Source organism: Parapedobacter sp. (assembly GCF_035556095.1).
Lineage (GTDB): Bacteria > Bacteroidota > Bacteroidia > Sphingobacteriales > Sphingobacteriaceae > Parapedobacter.
This window is the reverse complement of sequence record NZ_DATMFT010000005.1, coordinates 310,284-325,831: the sequence shown is the minus strand read 5'-3', so window position 1 is coordinate 325,831 and position 15,548 is coordinate 310,284. Positions and strand designations below refer to the sequence as shown.

Annotated in this window: 13 protein-coding genes; 5 read left to right on the top strand and 8 right to left on the bottom strand. The window is 45.7% G+C overall.

Annotated elements, in window-relative coordinates:
- Window positions 1–278 precede the first annotated feature (278 nt).
- Window positions 279–749 (top strand): hypothetical protein, encoded by a 471-nt coding sequence (locus VNQ80_RS03440; RefSeq protein ID WP_325636048.1) that lies wholly within the window; start codon window positions 279–281, stop codon window positions 747–749.
- Between the two features lie 140 nt (window positions 750–889).
- Here the strand turns inward: VNQ80_RS03440 and VNQ80_RS03435 are convergent, their stop codons facing one another.
- The 5 genes from VNQ80_RS03435 to VNQ80_RS03415 all read right to left on the bottom strand — a co-directional run bounded on the left by VNQ80_RS03435 (window position 890) and on the right by VNQ80_RS03415 (window position 4,388).
- A complete protein-coding gene (locus VNQ80_RS03435; RefSeq protein ID WP_325636047.1) occupies window positions 890–1,054 on the bottom strand; it encodes a hypothetical protein in 165 nt (54 codons plus the stop codon).
- Window positions 1,055–1,071: 17 nt separating this feature from the next.
- Window positions 1,072–2,418 (bottom strand): Fic family protein, encoded by a 1,347-nt coding sequence (locus VNQ80_RS03430; RefSeq protein ID WP_325636046.1) that lies wholly within the window; start codon window positions 2,416–2,418, stop codon window positions 1,072–1,074.
- Window positions 2,419–2,443: 25 nt separating this feature from the next.
- Window positions 2,444–3,487 carry a PDDEXK nuclease domain-containing protein gene (locus VNQ80_RS03425; protein WP_325636045.1) on the bottom strand — a complete coding sequence of 348 codons (1,044 nt, stop codon included), beginning with the start codon at window positions 3,485–3,487 and terminating at the stop codon, window positions 2,444–2,446.
- Window positions 3,488–3,627: 140 nt separating this feature from the next.
- Complete coding sequence (locus VNQ80_RS03420) at window positions 3,628–3,918, bottom strand: helix-turn-helix transcriptional regulator (protein ID WP_325636044.1); 291 nt, start codon at window positions 3,916–3,918, stop codon at window positions 3,628–3,630.
- A gap of 53 nt (window positions 3,919–3,971) precedes the next feature.
- On the bottom strand, window positions 3,972–4,388 hold the full coding sequence (locus VNQ80_RS03415; protein WP_325636043.1) for a helix-turn-helix transcriptional regulator: 417 nt from the start codon (window positions 4,386–4,388) through the stop codon (window positions 3,972–3,974).
- Window positions 4,389–5,039: 651 nt separating this feature from the next.
- Between VNQ80_RS03415 and VNQ80_RS03410 the strand changes: the two genes are divergently transcribed.
- The 3 genes from VNQ80_RS03410 to VNQ80_RS03400 all read left to right on the top strand — a co-directional run bounded on the left by VNQ80_RS03410 (window position 5,040) and on the right by VNQ80_RS03400 (window position 12,100).
- A complete protein-coding gene (locus VNQ80_RS03410) occupies window positions 5,040–7,400 on the top strand; it encodes a TlpA disulfide reductase family protein (RefSeq protein WP_325636042.1) in 2,361 nt (786 codons plus the stop codon).
- Window positions 7,401–7,579: 179 nt separating this feature from the next.
- Complete coding sequence (locus tag VNQ80_RS03405; RefSeq protein WP_325636041.1) at window positions 7,580–10,702, top strand: SusC/RagA family TonB-linked outer membrane protein; 3,123 nt, start codon at window positions 7,580–7,582, stop codon at window positions 10,700–10,702.
- Between the two features lie 21 nt (window positions 10,703–10,723).
- A complete protein-coding gene (locus VNQ80_RS03400; protein WP_325636040.1) occupies window positions 10,724–12,100 on the top strand; it encodes a RagB/SusD family nutrient uptake outer membrane protein in 1,377 nt (458 codons plus the stop codon).
- A 76-nt stretch (window positions 12,101–12,176) separates the two neighbouring features.
- Here VNQ80_RS03400 and VNQ80_RS03395 read toward each other — a convergent pair whose 3' ends face one another.
- From VNQ80_RS03395 to VNQ80_RS03385, 3 genes are all read right to left on the bottom strand, one after another.
- Window positions 12,177–12,527: a hypothetical protein gene (locus VNQ80_RS03395; protein ID WP_325636039.1), complete on the bottom strand. Its 351-nt coding sequence runs from the start codon at window positions 12,525–12,527 to the stop codon at window positions 12,177–12,179.
- A 97-nt stretch (window positions 12,528–12,624) separates the two neighbouring features.
- Window positions 12,625–13,374, bottom strand: coding sequence for a MauE/DoxX family redox-associated membrane protein (locus VNQ80_RS03390; protein WP_325636038.1), 750 nt, complete (start codon window positions 13,372–13,374; stop codon window positions 12,625–12,627).
- 224 nt (window positions 13,375–13,598) lie between these two features.
- The gene (locus tag VNQ80_RS03385) at window positions 13,599–14,732 is read right to left on the bottom strand and encodes a hypothetical protein (RefSeq protein WP_325636037.1); all 1,134 of its coding nucleotides are present in this window, start codon (window positions 14,730–14,732) and stop codon (window positions 13,599–13,601) included.
- A 214-nt stretch (window positions 14,733–14,946) separates the two neighbouring features.
- Here VNQ80_RS03385 and VNQ80_RS03380 point away from each other — a divergent pair, with 214 nt between their 5' ends.
- Entirely contained in the window at window positions 14,947–15,540 is a 594-nt protein-coding gene (locus VNQ80_RS03380; RefSeq protein ID WP_325636036.1) for an RNA polymerase sigma factor, read from the top strand.
- Window positions 15,541–15,548 lie beyond the last annotated feature (8 nt).

Below are 15,548 nucleotides of genomic sequence, written 5' to 3'. Positions count from 1 at the left end.
AGGTTCTACAACACCGAAAGAAGACATAAATCAATCGGTAGGATAACACCCGATGAAAGGTTCTATCAGCAAATTAAAAATGTGTCGTAATTATATCTTAAATTAGTGCAATAGTTGTCCAACAAATAGGGAGTATCATAGTAATGTTGTTGAGAATCAGTGCAAACTGATAAGGAATTTAATACTTAATACCAATTCTTTAGACTATGCATTGGAGATTTATCGTAACGCATTAAATGCAAATGAAAAACGTAATTTCGAGAAGCTGATAAAATTAGATGGAGAAACACAAAAGCGGGCTTGAGGAAATGGTGGTTTGGATGTTCCGAAAGCAGGTGACGGATGAAAATTTCTTTACCTTGGTTCAGGATCATCATTTGTGGTGGATTTTAGATTGGTGGGCAAATGGGACGCAAGCAAAATATTTAAAAGCCTTCTTGGATGATCATCTGGGTAATTTTGATAATCCGGGTTTTGCTTTGAATCTGCTTAAGGTATCTGTAAGTACAACAACTTCGCATAGTTCTAGCGGTGAAAGTGTTTCATATAAGTCAAACCTAAGTGTAAACGGCTATGCAGTATTGAAGGCGGTAGTAGATCCTGATGTTCTCAATCGAAATTTGGAGTTGTCATATGGCAATTATCCCTATACTGAAGAATTGTCAAATGCGTCGAATACTGACAGGCTAGATGATTCTAAAATAGTGTCAATGTTTCAACGATATCTTGAAGACGACCGTGATAATTAAACCAATCGTTATTAAATTTTTCACTTTTAAGCGAGAAATAAAAAAGTATTCTTTATATATAATGTAATCTGTACGAATCACACACAGCCATTTGCAGATTTCGAACGCTGCCTACTCATTTGTTTTGCCAAATCTGCGGTTCATTTTTTAGAAGGCGTATCAGCAATCCTGTTGGCAGTGGCCAAAGTACGCTTTACCAATTTTTCAATGTCGGGATCGCCATGTTCTTTCAGCCAATTGGAGATCAGATTATTTTCTTTCGTGACGCCAATATTTTGAGCGTGCATCTTTCCTTCCTTTTTCATTGCTTAATTGCTTGAAATCATTGTGCATCTCCGTCAATATTCTCCATCATCCGTTGCTCAATATAATCCTTATGATCGCGGGAAATGATTTTTATAAGTTCATCGATTTCCGAATCGCTCAGTTGGTCCGTGTATAATTTGTTGAATGATTTTCCATTCGGGACAGATACAGTATAACCTTTCGATAAATCTAATTCGATACGGATTTGACTGGAATAATCAAACGGAGTAAAATTTTCGGAATTGAACTTTTCATAACTATAGTTTGCGACGAGCCCGTGTATGCTTCCGTCTATTAGGATGCGTGTTGCACCGGTTATGACCTCATTTGGTGGGAAACGTTCTTCCTCTAAACCATTAACGGATAAGAAAGGTGTAGATTTTAAATAAAACCTATCAAACTTTCCGCAAGCCTGCAAGAACTTGTTCCACAGTCGAGTAATGCTGTCATCGAACAATTCAAGCAGCACCTCTTTAGTGCGGGCGATTTCCAGTTTTTTGCCATTGGTTTTAAGCCGCTGTTCGAGCAAGGCGATTTCTTTATCGATATCATCCGGCTCCTCGATGCTTTCGCCTTTGGCTCCGGCGATCATGATTTCGAGAGAGCGTACCAGGTTGGTAGCAATGTAGTTGATAAACGGCTCGATAGTACCGGCATCGGCTTGTTGCAGTGCAAAGAAATAGTTGTCTTTGTCCTCAGTTTTGATTATGACGGGCGGGTAGTTGAATTTCATAAGTATGAAATTCATCAAAATGCGGGCGGTGCGGCCGTTACCATCGTCAAACGGGTGGATACGGATAAACCGGTAATGGAACTCCGCCGCCAGCAATACGGGGTTGACAGCTGGTTCTTCACTTTTGTGTCTATACCATTCGATGAGGTCATGCATTTTTGCTGGTGTCTCTTCCGGAGTGGCGAAGCGAAAGATCTCACCCGTTTTGGTTCTCACATGATTTGGTGCAGTCTTATATTGCCCTACGGCAATACGTCGCGTCGTTGGTTGACCATCCGGAGTAACTGCCTTTACTTCATACGGCGATTTTAGGAGCAAGGTGTGTAACTCACGGATGAAATTCTCGGAGAGCGGATGGTCGCCTTTTACTAAATCTTCGACCCACTTAATTGCCTCGTCGTGTCCTGTTATTTCGAAGTGATCTTTTAATGGTTTACCCTGTGCGGTAATACCATGCAAAAGGAGCGCCTTTGTTTCTCCATAGGTAAGAGAATTGCCTTCCAGATTATTGGAGTTATAATTCCAATCCAGCCGAAACTTTTGCATGATAATAGCTTCTTGCTCCTTGTTTAGGGGGCGAAGGTTATCTAATTCTGTCTTTAATGCTATAACTTTTGCAATGGGTTCCATTGTTATTCTTTATGAAGTGGGCCAATTATTCTTTTTTATCCAATTTCTTCAGCTCCTCCTCCAGTTCCTCGATGCTGGGCAGATTGGACTTTAGATTTTCCGGCAGAACCTCTGCAAGTTTAAATTCGCTTACCCCCATGGGCTTGTGAATATCTTGTAAGGCATACTCCACTTCGAGGTTATCTTTTCCGCGGCATAGAAGTATCCCGATGGTCGGGTTTTCATGCGGGCGTTTTAATGTCTTGTCAATAAGGGTGAGGTAAAAGTTGAGTTTACCTGCATACTCCGGTTCGAAGTCCCTATTTTTAATTTCTGCCACTACATAGCACTGCATGGGGACGTGGTAAAACAACAGGTCTATGAAATATTCCTTTTCATTGAGTTCCAGTCGGTATTGTCGTCCGATGAATGCAAACCCCTTGCCAAGTTCGAGCAGAAAGCGGGTAATGTTGTCGATAAGCTGATTCTCGATATCCCTTTCTTTGTAATCTTCCGCTAGCTGTAGGAAATCGAACACATAAGGATCCTTTAGCGTCTGTTGCGCAAGGTCAGATTTGGGCTCCGGTAACGTATTGGTAAAATTGGTGATGGCTTTTCCGCTTCGCTCATATAACTTAGATTTCAGTTGCAACGCCAATGTATCCCTGCTCCAATTGTTTTCAATGGTTTTTTGCGCGTAAAATTGAGCCTCTTCACTACCGTTGGATTTGCTGAATATCAATATGTTATGTCCCCAAGGGATTTTGTGTAGCGGGATACCAGGTAATTGGTCAACAGCTTGTTGACCAATTTCAGAATAATAAAAAAGAAAAAACCTTTTGCAATATTTCAAATTAGAGGGCGAGAGACCCTTTATACCAGGGAACTCTTCTTTCAGGTCTTTGGAGACTCTCTCGATAATTTTGTCGCCCCAATTGAATTGTCGTTGTTTTTCATGAATCATCTGTCCCAACTCCCAATAAAAGCGTATCAATTCCGAATTGACAGCCAGTGCCGCCTTAATTTGCGACGAACGGATTTTGGCTTTGACTTCGGTAATCCAACTCTTGTATTCGGCGGTAATTTTCATTTTAATTATTTCTCGCTTTTACCTTCGCTTAGGACTCTACCGTCCTTCAACTTCTTTGCTTCTTCTCCCAAAGCCATTATCATTTTGTCCCATGTGGGTATGGAGCTGGGTTTACCTCAACGTATCCACTGGACATTATACTAACCTTCATCATCAGTTTCTGGCTCTTCTGATCCCTCGTAATAGTTTTGGGCATAGATTGTTCTACTATACGTGCCAATATTATAGTTTACACTCTCAGCAATACCCAATAAGTGCTTCGGATCAATCCCATAAAACTTGCCTAATATGCCAGCTTGTTCATATGAAAGTTTGGTTACTCCGGATTCTATTAATTGATATTCATCGACTGTGACATCCAGCTCAGCAGCAACCTGATCGACATCGTATTTGTTTTCTGTTCGAAGTGCTTTAAGAATTGTTGTTGCCATTTTTATGTTAGTTATATAAGTTTAATCGGATAAAAGTAGTCAATTTTGCCCAATTAGGTGTTTTGAGCAAATTTACCCTCCAATGATTCAAATATAATTTCCTTTTCTTTCTTACATGAATTAAGCTCATCAGTCAAGAAATTTATCATTTGGTCCTTCTCTTGTATTATCTTTTCATATAGCAATTTTATTTCTTCTAACTTGCCATTGGTAATTTCAGGTTGGTTTATTGTACGACAATAATCTCCTATATTATAATTGGTAATGGAGCAAGCATTGTCAACGAAAAAACTAGCCGGAATATCATATATCTCAGCCAATTGAGCAGCTCTCTTCACCGAAAGTTTTGTGTTACCTGCCTCCAAGTTAAAGTATGTTGACTGGCTGATTCCAAGTCTATTCGCAATGAATTCTTGTGTGTAGGAGTATCGTTCTCTGAGAAGTTTCAATTTTGTACTAACATCCATCATAATTAGGTTTTATCTAAAAAACTGATAAGATTATTAGGTTTTTAGATTGGGATATAATTTAATTGCCCTTATCTTTGTAAAGATAAAAAAATTAGTAAACCAAGTCAAGTTTTTTCAAAAATTTAAGAGAAGCAATAGCAGCAAATAATAGTTAATATTAAAATAAGTATTTTTGACACCCATTAAAGGAATATAAAGTGGGTGCTCACAAAAAGCCTCGTGTCCACACAAAGCGTAGGAAACTTTCGGAACACAAGGGCGTAGGTGAGCACCCGGACCCTCATATCCTGGGGAGCCGGGTTCACTTGCGGTTTGTGTTTTAGGTGCTGCTTTCGAGCAGTAGCTGCTTCGGCAGTGCCGTCCTACGCGGTCCGTTGTGTGGACAGCCAAAAAGTGGCCCGGCTCCTTCGGGAGTTTTCGCTACAGTTGGTTAACGAGGTTTTGATAAACATCAAAACCTATGGTACCACTTAAGCAACATCAACTAACCGGCTACAAGCCCCAAAAAGGAGAGATCGCATTAGCGGTTCGATCCCGGCCCTGGGTACTAAGTTCGACTAAGAATCTTTACAAAAGTATTGTTAAGGCACCAGATTGAGTTGAAAGGAATTTTGACTAACCAACAATTCTTTCACTCAAATCTGATATTAAATGAAGCAAAATTTACGCTTATGGGGCTTGTATGGCCTAAAGCGAACACAATCGGTAAATCTCACCAGGGGTCGGTTATACCTGCCTGACTCCGCCTGGAAACCCAATCGGTACTCAATTTTTAGACGATGGGTACGTACCTATGTAACGTTAATTGACAGGTATACCGATAATAAAAATGTCGTTTCTGCAGTGGCTTCCGACATTCTCCGTGACCGCTGCCGGACTGCTGCGGTGTTCTTGGGGGTATACGAGCACTTTCCGAGCGGTCCGCGTGCTGGTTTTCAGCAGCGAAACAGCAAGATGATGGCCGGAATACCGCACGAAGATCCTACCATGATACGGAGCCTTTCGGGTACCGGTACCCCTTTGGGTAACGTGCACACGGAAGCGGCACGCCTTGCTGACGGCGGACATGGGAAAGCTCAGCCAGTCCCGTGCCCCAGCCCACCTTCCCTTATCCCTTATCCGTGCGATATCCCTATGATACCCGTATTTATCTCGGTAAAAAGGCCAAAAGACGGCACTTTACCGAGGAATATACGGCAAACCTACGGGAGAAATGCACATTCGGATAGGCAAAGTGTGGGGCTGGGGTCGGGCTGGGATCGTGTTCGAGACCGCTTCGGATCGGCTTCGGAGGTAAGTTTGCACTCCATGCAGCCTTGTACTGCGCTGAGACTGGCGGCGCCAAACGGAGTCCAGTCAGAGCGCAAAATAAATCCAGTCGAAGACCAAACCAAGCACCCAAGCCATTCTGAAGGCGATCCGGTAGGAAGATGGAGCGCGAGGCGTCCATTAACCGCTCGGGATTGGTTCAAATATAGTGGGATATTGATTCGGCAGCTGTTCGCTCGGGCTTCGGCATTTTCCCGAAGCGTTGCCGAAGGTTTGTCGAAGGCCAGTCGAACACTTGTCGAAGCGCTGTCGAAGGATTGTCGAACAAGTCTCGAACAGCAGTCGAACAACGGTCGAAGAAATATCGAAGAATCATGTGTTTGTACCCATGCGATGGCCCCAGCCCGTAGCGGGCTGGGCCTCGCTTTGGGGTTGGTGTTATCGCTATGCTGTGGCATCGCTAAAGCCCAATTCCACAAACCGTCGGAAGTGACTGTTAGAGTAGGTGAGACGCTGCCGGAAAGCTTTTTCCAGGCCACTCATCAAGCGGTGGATATGCAGACCGGTGAAGAGGCCACACTCCGCTTGGAAGACTACCGTGATAAGCTGATTATCCTCGATTTCTGGGCTACTTGGTGTAGCCCTTGTATCTATTCGCTCAATAAACTGGATACCATTTCCCAAAAGTTGCAAGACGACGGTTATGTAATTATCCCTGTGACCTATCAGTCCACTAACGAGGCTGCGCGGGCGTACCGGAAATATCATTGGCCATTTGTAGGTATCGTCGCAGACTCAATTTTGAGTAAGGTGTTTCCGCATAATAGTGTTCCGCATATGGCTTGGGTGCAAAATGGTAAGGTTATCGCCATCCCACAAGCCCAATACGCTACGGCTGATAATTTCGTCAAGCTGATGAATGGTGAAACGCTGGATATACCGAAGGTAAAAGAATATGCAATCTACGATAATAACGTCCCGTTGTTTGAGAATGGGAATGGTGGTACAAAAGGGAAGGCTCCATGGCTTTCAATAATTTCGGAGGCGGCACCTGAACTTCCGCAAAAACGGGGGCTGGAGTTTTTTTACCGGGGTGATACAACGGTAATAACAGCCTATAATTGGCCTATTCATTTACTTTACTACGAGGCCTTCAAGGGCGAAATATTCACCGAGTTAAGCCGAAGCAAAGGCGTATCGTGGGAAGCGTCCGAAACCAACTTTTCTGCCGAAAAAGGAAAAAGCGGGCATAATGCTTCGGGCTGGTTCTGCTATCACCTTTGGTTTCCTAGAAAGGTTACCAAGTCAGACGCTATGCGGATGATGCAGCAAGACTTAAATCGATATTTTGGGCATACAAGGGGCATCAACGGGCAAATTGAAATGAAACAGATGAAGTTTGCGGTGCTGAGGCTAACAGGAACGAAAGACGAAGCTTCCCATCTCTTAATGCCTGAAAAACGTGGCCTTAAGAAGAAGTATCAGCCGGATATGCCCAATAAATACCTTCAACAGAATTATGTCTTCTCGGGTATGAAATATATTTTGCATAAGGCAGGGGTGAGCCGGTATCCCATTATCAATCTCACCGGGTTTGAGCCTTCCCAATCTGTGTCGTTTGAGTTGACAAAAAAAATCGATGGCAACCTGCAGCAGGCCAAGGAAGAGCTGAATCGCTACGGACTTGACATCGTTGAAGAGCTATTGGAGGTGCCGGTGCTTGTTATAAAAGACAAACCTTGATCGACATTGGGCAAACATCTATTAAATCGCAACAACTTTTTTAATTAAGCCGTTTCTGACCGGGCAAAAAGCAACCGGTCGAATGGTCAAATTAAATCAAACTCCAAATGTATAAAAACACATTATTGATATTGATGCTATGCTTTGCGGTAAACGCCGCAGTGGGCCAACGTGCTATTATGGGCAGAATTTTATCCGCTAGTGACCATAAATCACTTGATGGGGTTAATGTACGCTCGATGATGCTTGGGCACACGACGGTAACGGATGCCGACGGCATATTTGAGGTAAGGATTTCACCAGAGCCCGATACCCTCCAGATAAGCTTTATGGGCTATGAGACCCAGTATATTCCAGTAGGGGTGAACAGCAACATAGATACTTTGAAAATCTTTCTTTCTCAGGATGCAACAACGTTGGATGAAGTGGTTATCAATACGGGATATTATGAAATGATGAAAGAACGGACAACCGGGTCTTTTACCCATGTGGACAATGAATTGTTCAATCGGCGTGTAGGCCCCAACGTATTGCAGCGTCTGGAAGGTATCGCGCCGGGCGTACAATTTGTAAACGCAGGGGGTACTTCGGCCTCGGATATTCGCATACGAGGTGTGGCGACCATCGAGTCTGACGCGAGCCCGTTGATTATTGTGGATAATTTTCCCTACGAAAGGGATATTAACACCATCAACCCCAATGATGTAGAAAGCATCACCGTGTTGCGCGATGCGGCTGCGGCTAGCATTTGGGGTGCCCGGGCGGGCAATGGCGTTATTGTGATCACAACCAAGCAGGGGCGATACAGTCAAAAGGCGCAGATTACAGTTAACAGTAATTTAACCCTCGGTACGACGCCTGATCTCCATTATAGTCAAAGATGGCTGCCTAGCACGACAGTAATGGCCATTGAGAAAGAGCTATTCAAAAAGGAACACTATGCTGAGTTGCCACAAACTCCGATTCCTGCCTACGTAGAGCTGCTTATCAAGCAACGTGATGGACTTATCGGTATTACAGACTTCGAAAACGAAGAGCAATTAATGCAGCGGACGGATGTACGGGATGAGGCATCGCGTTATCTTTACCAAGGTGAGCTCCTGCAACAGCATGCACTAACGATTAACGGTGGTGGCGATAACTACCGCTACTATTTCTCGGCTGGATACGACGAAAACCGGGGCGTATTGGTTGGCGATGATTCGCAGAGGCTCAATATCAGCCTTAAGAATATCTTTATGCCGCTAAGAGGGTTAGAGGTATCCACTGGGATTTGGTACACGCAACGGCAAACAAAAAACAAGGGTATAAGCTTGGGAGACTTAAGCCCGCGCGCCGGATATCCAGTGTCGCCATATACCCGCCTAGGGGATGCGGACGATAATCCCTTGGCAATACCTTACGAACGGCGCTTAGCCTATTACGATACCGCTACCGACATCGGATTATTAGACTGGCATTACAGGCCTTTAGACGAACTTAGGAATTCAGACCCCGTTAGCCTGAATACGGAATACCGTCTCGACGTTGGTTTGAAGTATGCCTTCCTCAATGACCTCGATTTAATGGTCGCCTATCAGTATCTGAGGCCTACGGCCACCGGTCAGACCTATTATTCACCGGATAGCTATTACGTGCGTAATCTCGTTAATCGGTTCACGCAGTCCGATGGAAGCAAAATTGTTCCACATGGCGGGATATTGGTCGGTTCTGGTCCGTCGACTAATAACACACACTCCGGCCGATTTCAATTGAACTATAATAAGCATATCAGCACAGACCATCACGTTTCTGCCTTAGTCGGTGGGGAAATCAGGCAGAGTATTGGCCAAGGATTTCCGGGGTACATAAAATATAATTACGATGACGAGCTACTCACCGGAACGGCAACATTTGACTATACAACATCATATCCGACCAATCCGACAGGAAGTGGGCGGCTAACCGCACCGAGGGTTACCATGTCGCACTACACCGACCGATTCCTCTCGTATTTCGGTAACGCTGTCTATACGGCTATGGAACGATATACTGTTTCAGGGAGCTGGCGTTGGGACGGTAGCAACCTATTCGGCGTAAAAGCTAACCAGCGTGGCGTGCCACTTTGGTCAGTAGGTGCCAGCTGGCAGATCAATAAAGAGGCTTTTTATAAGCAGGAAAGCTGGTTGCCTTATTTGCGGCTACGCGCGAGTTATGGCCACACGGGCAATGTAAATAAGCGGGTCAGCGTATTTCCAACGGTGTCTTATTCAACGGACGGCACGACAAACTTGCCGACTGCGCGAGTAAGAAGTGTTGGAAATCCCTCCCTAAGATGGGAAAAGGTAGCTATAGTGAATATTGGTGCCGATTTCGGTTTCTTTAACAATCGAATCGAGGGAAGTATCGAATACTTCCGTAAACAGGCAAGTGATCTCATCGGCGAGGACTACCTAGCGCCTTCTACCGGAATCAACGATTGGGTAAGTTTGGCTAACGAAATCAATTATGCAAATCTGAAGACCCGCGGATTGGATATTCAGCTGACCAGCAGAAATACAGTGGGCAAAGTCGGCTGGCAAACGGATGTGCTTTTTAGTTATGTATCCAATGAAATCACGCACTTCAATACGGGTGAAGTGTCCAGTATCAGTTCATATTTTTCCGCTCCGCCCCCAGTCATCGGAAAGTCGAGGGACGTTGTGTATGCCTATCCATGGATTGGGCTCGATCATGCCACGGGTATGCCTTTGGTGAATGTGGATGGAGAAGTAACCATGGACTATGAGGCGTACATCCGTAACTTCAATGCCGATAATCTATTGGTTAGCGGTGTCCATGTGCCACCGTTCTATGGTGCCGTTAGAAATACCTTCAGATGGGGAAATTTGCAAGCCGGCATAAATATCACATGGAAGGCTGGCTATGTCTTCCGCCGGCAGTCAATTTCGCCAGGCGAGGAATACGCCAATACATACCATATGGATTACTTCAAGCGATGGGAAAAGCCGGGCGACGAGCGGAATACGGATGTACCTGCTAGATCCGATGTTATCAAACCTTATCTCAACCAATCTTACATGTATTCAAAAGCGCTGATTACGGAGGGAGATCATGTGCGGCTGCAAGATATAAATATCAGTTATGCATTGAACAAAGACCTGATACGCGGTTTACCTGTTCAGCATATTCGGCTTTATGGATATGCCCGTAATCTGGGCGTACTTTGGCGAGCGAATAAAAATGAAATAGATCCAGATTTCCTAAATGCGGAATACCCGACGCCAAAGACCTTTGCGCTAGGGATACGGATAACGTTATAGAAAAACACAAAACCGATGAAAATGAAAAAAATCTTAAAACCCATTTTGTGGGCCGCAGTGATCGTGTTCGTTTCCTGCGGGAAAGAATTTCTCGCTGTTAAACAAAACAAAAACCAGGTTGTTCCAAATAAAATCGCAGATTTCCAAGGGATTTTGGATAACTGGAGGGAGTTGAATGTGAGTTCTTCCCACGAGCTTAGTATTATTGGGGCTGATGAATACTATATCTCAGATAACCACTGGGACGGGTTGAGAGACCTGTATCAAAAAAATGGATACATCTGGGCAGATGATGTGTACGCAGGGCAGGATGTCGACGACTGGAATGCTGCATACCATCGGATTCTATTGGCCAATTTGGCTCTTGAAGGCTTGGCGCGGATAAGTCCACTGCCGGACCAACGAACTGCGTGGGAACAAGCTAAAGGAAGTGCATTGTTTTTCCGGGCATGGAACCATTATCAATTGGCGCAGCTCTTTTGCAAACCTTATGATTCGCGAACGGCGGGCGCGGATTTGGGCATTCCATTGCGGTTGGAAGCGGACGTTTCTGTTAAAATGGGTCGATCGACCCTGGAGAATACATACCATCATATTATACAAGACCTGGGCGCAGCGGCAGATCTGTTGGTGGTGACCCCGTTGAATAAATTACAACCGGCTAAGCCGGCAGCCTATGCGTTACTTGCAAGGGTTTACCTGATGATGGGCGACTATTCAAATGCCAGACAGTCGGCAGATCGCTGCTTAGCATTGGAGAATGAGTTGCTTGATTTCAATCAGCTTGATTTGTCGCTTAATTACCTGTTCCCAACCGTGGACTACGGGGAAAGTAATCCAGAGATTTTGTTTTTCTGTTTTATGGATAACATTACCATCACAAATTCAAGTAGGTATCGTGCGGACACCCTTCTTCTTAAACTGTATAAAAGTGGTGATTTAAGAAGGCAGGCCTATTTTCGGGATGTGAGCGATCGAAAGGTATTCAAAGGATCTTATCGCGGCGGGGTAGCCTTTTTTACGGGTTTGGCAACTGATGAAGTGTACCTGACCCGCGCGGAGTGTGCTGTCCGGGAGGGAGACCTTGAAACTGCTTATAAAGATTTGAATTTTCTTTTGAGTAAAAGATTTGATTCTGATACATTTCGGCCAATAGCGGGTCTTAATCGAGACGAACTGCTTGAATTCGTTATCAAAGAACGACGGAAGGAACTTGTGTTGAGAGGGATTCGGTGGGAAGACCTGCGTCGATTAAATAAGGAGGTTGCTTTTCAAACAACGTTAATTCGTGAAGTGAATGGTCAACGGTATGAATTAACTCCGGAAAGCGCGCGGTGGGTTTGGCCGATTCCTGACAATGAAATCAGTACGGGAAACATTGAACAAAACAGGAGATAGACGTGCATGATGAAGCCGTCTCGAAAATTCGAGACGGCTTCACTGGCCAACTACTCAACAAGAGAAAGAAAAGAAACTAAAATGTTTCCTCCGGCTCTGGCAAACGCGAACGTCCGTCCACGTCTATCAGGTCTTCATTTTCTGCTTGTTGGACCGTCGTCGGCATAGGGGGATACTCGTCGTTTTCATCTGTGTGAAACGTAAGCTTAATTGCACATACATTCCCCTCATTGTCAAATTGAGCGCACGCTTCAGCGTTTGTCTCATCCGGTTCGGGTATTGTCGAGCTACCTATCGTCTGAAGGCTCTCATTATCCGGGTCAGATGAAGAAGGGGTAACGAGATACCATCCATCTTGAGGGTCATCAAACCGTTCAGCATACTTAAACGCCGAAAACCCTACAAACATAGCCGCGAGGGCCAACATAAAAGCATATTGCTTAATAAAATTAGAAATATTGTATTTCATATAATGGACTTTTCTTTCGCACTTGGAAAAAAAGCACCCCAAAAAAAGGTATGATTTAACTTATGGCTTTTAAAGCCGTTGTACTCATCCGGTCACTGACGTGGAGATTCCGGTCACGTGCCTCCGCGCTTGCCCTGGGCGAGCGCGTGTTACGTCCTTCGTACAGGCAGGGTAACGTTCTAAATAAGGCCCTGCGCCTGAATACCGCGAACTTCCGTGGAAAATGTTTAGGAAAAACAAACACGCGTAATTTATCGGTAAAGTGTCCGGAAGGTGCGGAGGCCCCATCCGACTGCCCGAACAGCCGGACCGGCTTCCGGTACCGTCCGCGACGACCGTACCCGTGCACAGGCCACGTAAGCCACACGCCAAGAACTGCCAGCAGGAAGAAAGCAGCGTTGAACCAAAGGTGGTTATCCCACGAGAGGCCGCTGATCACCGACCCGCAGCCGCACGGCCGCTTTTCGTACCAGCCCAACACACCGAAAAGAATGAACAGCGTAAACGCCAGCATCAGCACGGCCGAGAGCCACATGCCGTGATGGGTGCGTTTCCGGCTGCGCGGCCAGGCCAGCAGTACAGCTGCGCCCAGCTCTGCCAGCGGCAGCAACCAGAACAGGATGTCCGTGCTCCACTCGGGGATGGGCTGACGCCGTAGGGTGCTGTGGAACTTCGCGAGGTCCCACAGCTTCTCTACGGCTACCGCCACCCACAATGCCAGGAACGCCAACCTGATGATACCTAATAGAATGGATTTCTTTTCGATAACCCGTGTTTTTTCTTGATGTATGCCAGTCGTTGTCATGTTATCCTCCTATCGTTTTGATGCTTGTTGTGTTATTTTCTTTCGAAGGTAGGATAGGGAAGACCCCAGCCGGGGGGTGGGCGGATGGTCGTAGCGGCATGCACGAAGAGCGAGGGGGGCGATATGCGGCTCGGATATAGACTAGGGAGGGGTTAATGCCGGCTTTTGGAGCCTGCTAGGGGGCGGATGCGCCGCCCCCCAAATAGTTGCAGATTCCGTAAATCTTATGGATTGCGCCGGCTAGACAGCAGTAGCCCAAATTCCTTGCTGATGGTTTCCCTTTTTTCTGCTAGCGATTCTTCTACCCGGTCGGCCGCGCTGTAATACTTGCTCTTGTCTGATTTGCGGAGCGAATGGGCCGAGATTTTTACACCTTCTGGGCCCAGTATAACCTTGCTGTATGCTTCAGACGCTTCTTTTTTGCTGCTGTACGCCGCGTAAACGCCGGCTTCGAAATCTTGGTTGAAATGCACGTTTTGTTCGTCGACCGGAATGTTCACGATTAGTTTAGCGGGTTCTTGGATCTCTTGGACCAGCTTTTTGTCCGCGAGTAGTGCTCTGTGCCGTTCGAGGTAGGCTAGCAACTGGTTTTTCAGTGGCTCTCGCCATGTTTGGTATCCCAATGGCGTACGCTGGTCGATGTGCTCGATTTCATTAATCAACTGGTAGATGTATTCGAGGGAGTCGATGGCATCTTTATGTTGAAGGGTCCGCTGGGTGGTGCGCTCCCACCAATTGTATATGCCCATGTGGTTGTAATTGTACTGGATGAAAAACCGGAAAAGACGCAGGTTCCAGTCCTTTGAGAGCGTGCTTTGGCTCAGGTCGGTGAGGGCGGGCAGGAATTGCCGCAGGTATTGGTAGGTGGCGTAACTCAGTTTGCCGGTAGGTTGGCTACAGATGAGGTGAAAGCCATGCGTGATTTTGTTGATGAGCACCGGGTTGACTTGCTTTTCTGCCAAGGCAGACGCAATGGTGCCTTCCAGCTGGCTAACCTGGCTGCGCAGTTGGCTTTCGTACAAACGTGGCACTGGAGCCTTTAGGTTGATCGGTACCTGGAATTTCTGCTCGCAGAATTGCAGGGTTTCAAGAAGGCGCTTAAGTAGCGGGGTAGCGCACTCATTCGGTTCTGCCGGTGTATGGTGGTCGATGAGCTGCACCAGATCCGTATGGAAGTTCTGGGCATCCCATACGGCCACCTGGTCCGGATTGTTTTTGAACGCGGTATACACCGCGGTTTCGATTTGGGTGAGCTGCTGATCGAAGTGCTTCCAGTGCGAGATTATGGGAGGTGCATCCGTAGGATGGAGAAACGTTTCGATGGCTTGTTTAAGTAAAAGTAACTGTTCGATCATCATGGTTTGTTTTAATACTGGATACTGGACAATACGGTTTACTCATTGCGGATTTCCGCAACTTGCTTTTAATCAGGTATTTATTTTTACTTTTCCTTGTTTTGTTTACTTTATGTTCTTAACTTAGCGAGACTAACTGATGGTTTGCCCGCTATACATAAGTATAGTCGCCGCGGGGAAACAAAAAGTACCAATAGACGCATGATTTTTTTCCGGCATGGATCCATATGACACCTATACCGATAAGCAGTTGTTCGGGCTCCTTGCAAAAACCCGGAAGGAAGGGGAGATGCAACAGTTGCTCAACGCAGTCATCAAGCGTTATGAAGGCCCGTTGACAACGAAACTAAGATTGCTACTTCCCTACGATGAGGACTTACTCGGGCTTATCGTAAACGACGTATTCATCGACGTGTGGAATAAGCGGCGCAAATTGGCGGCTGTGGAAAGCCCGAAGGCATGGCTGTTGAAACTGCTGAGCTATAAGATGAGCGACGCTTTACGAAAGGTGAAAAGCAAAGAAGAATACGTAGATTTCTCTACCAGTGCGTACTTGGAAATTCCGGAAAACCATCCGGATTTTGATGATGACTTTTATAAACGAAGGGTACAGGAAGTCTACCGGGCGATTGAAAAACTCCCCATCAAACGAAGAATCGCCTTTACGATGAGGATACTCGATGGGCTCAGCATTGCAGGAATTGCGCGCATACGGAAGCTGAGCGAACAGACCATTAAGAACCATGTGCGTTTGGCTAAGCTGCAATTGAAGGAGTTGCTTAGAAAAAGCAGGAAGGAGGGTTACAAATAATGTACGAT

What these genes read in the sequence shown, in the direction of transcription:
- VNQ80_RS03440 (WP_325636048.1), top strand. Translation starts at nt 279, where the DNA reads ATGGAGAAACACAAAAGCGGGCTTGAGGAAATGGTGGTTTGGATGTTC.
- VNQ80_RS03435 (WP_325636047.1), bottom strand. Translation starts at nt 1,054, where the DNA reads ATGAAAAAGGAAGGAAAGATGCACGCTCAAAATATTGGCGTCACGAAA.
- VNQ80_RS03430 (WP_325636046.1), bottom strand. Translation starts at nt 2,418, where the DNA reads ATGGAACCCATTGCAAAAGTTATAGCATTAAAGACAGAATTAGATAAC.
- VNQ80_RS03425 (WP_325636045.1), bottom strand. Translation starts at nt 3,487, where the DNA reads ATGAAAATTACCGCCGAATACAAGAGTTGGATTACCGAAGTCAAAGCC.
- VNQ80_RS03420 (WP_325636044.1), bottom strand. Translation starts at nt 3,918, where the DNA reads ATGGCAACAACAATTCTTAAAGCACTTCGAACAGAAAACAAATACGAT.
- VNQ80_RS03415 (WP_325636043.1), bottom strand. Translation starts at nt 4,388, where the DNA reads ATGATGGATGTTAGTACAAAATTGAAACTTCTCAGAGAACGATACTCC.
- VNQ80_RS03410 (WP_325636042.1), top strand. Translation starts at nt 5,040, where the DNA reads ATGAAGCAAAATTTACGCTTATGGGGCTTGTATGGCCTAAAGCGAACA.
- VNQ80_RS03405 (WP_325636041.1), top strand. Translation starts at nt 7,580, where the DNA reads ATGGGCAGAATTTTATCCGCTAGTGACCATAAATCACTTGATGGGGTT.
- VNQ80_RS03400 (WP_325636040.1), top strand. Translation starts at nt 10,724, where the DNA reads ATGAAAAAAATCTTAAAACCCATTTTGTGGGCCGCAGTGATCGTGTTC.
- VNQ80_RS03395 (WP_325636039.1), bottom strand. Translation starts at nt 12,527, where the DNA reads ATGTTGGCCCTCGCGGCTATGTTTGTAGGGTTTTCGGCGTTTAAGTAT.
- VNQ80_RS03390 (WP_325636038.1), bottom strand. Translation starts at nt 13,374, where the DNA reads ATGACAACGACTGGCATACATCAAGAAAAAACACGGGTTATCGAAAAG.
- VNQ80_RS03385 (WP_325636037.1), bottom strand. Translation starts at nt 14,732, where the DNA reads ATGATGATCGAACAGTTACTTTTACTTAAACAAGCCATCGAAACGTTT.
- VNQ80_RS03380 (WP_325636036.1), top strand. Translation starts at nt 14,947, where the DNA reads ATGGATCCATATGACACCTATACCGATAAGCAGTTGTTCGGGCTCCTT.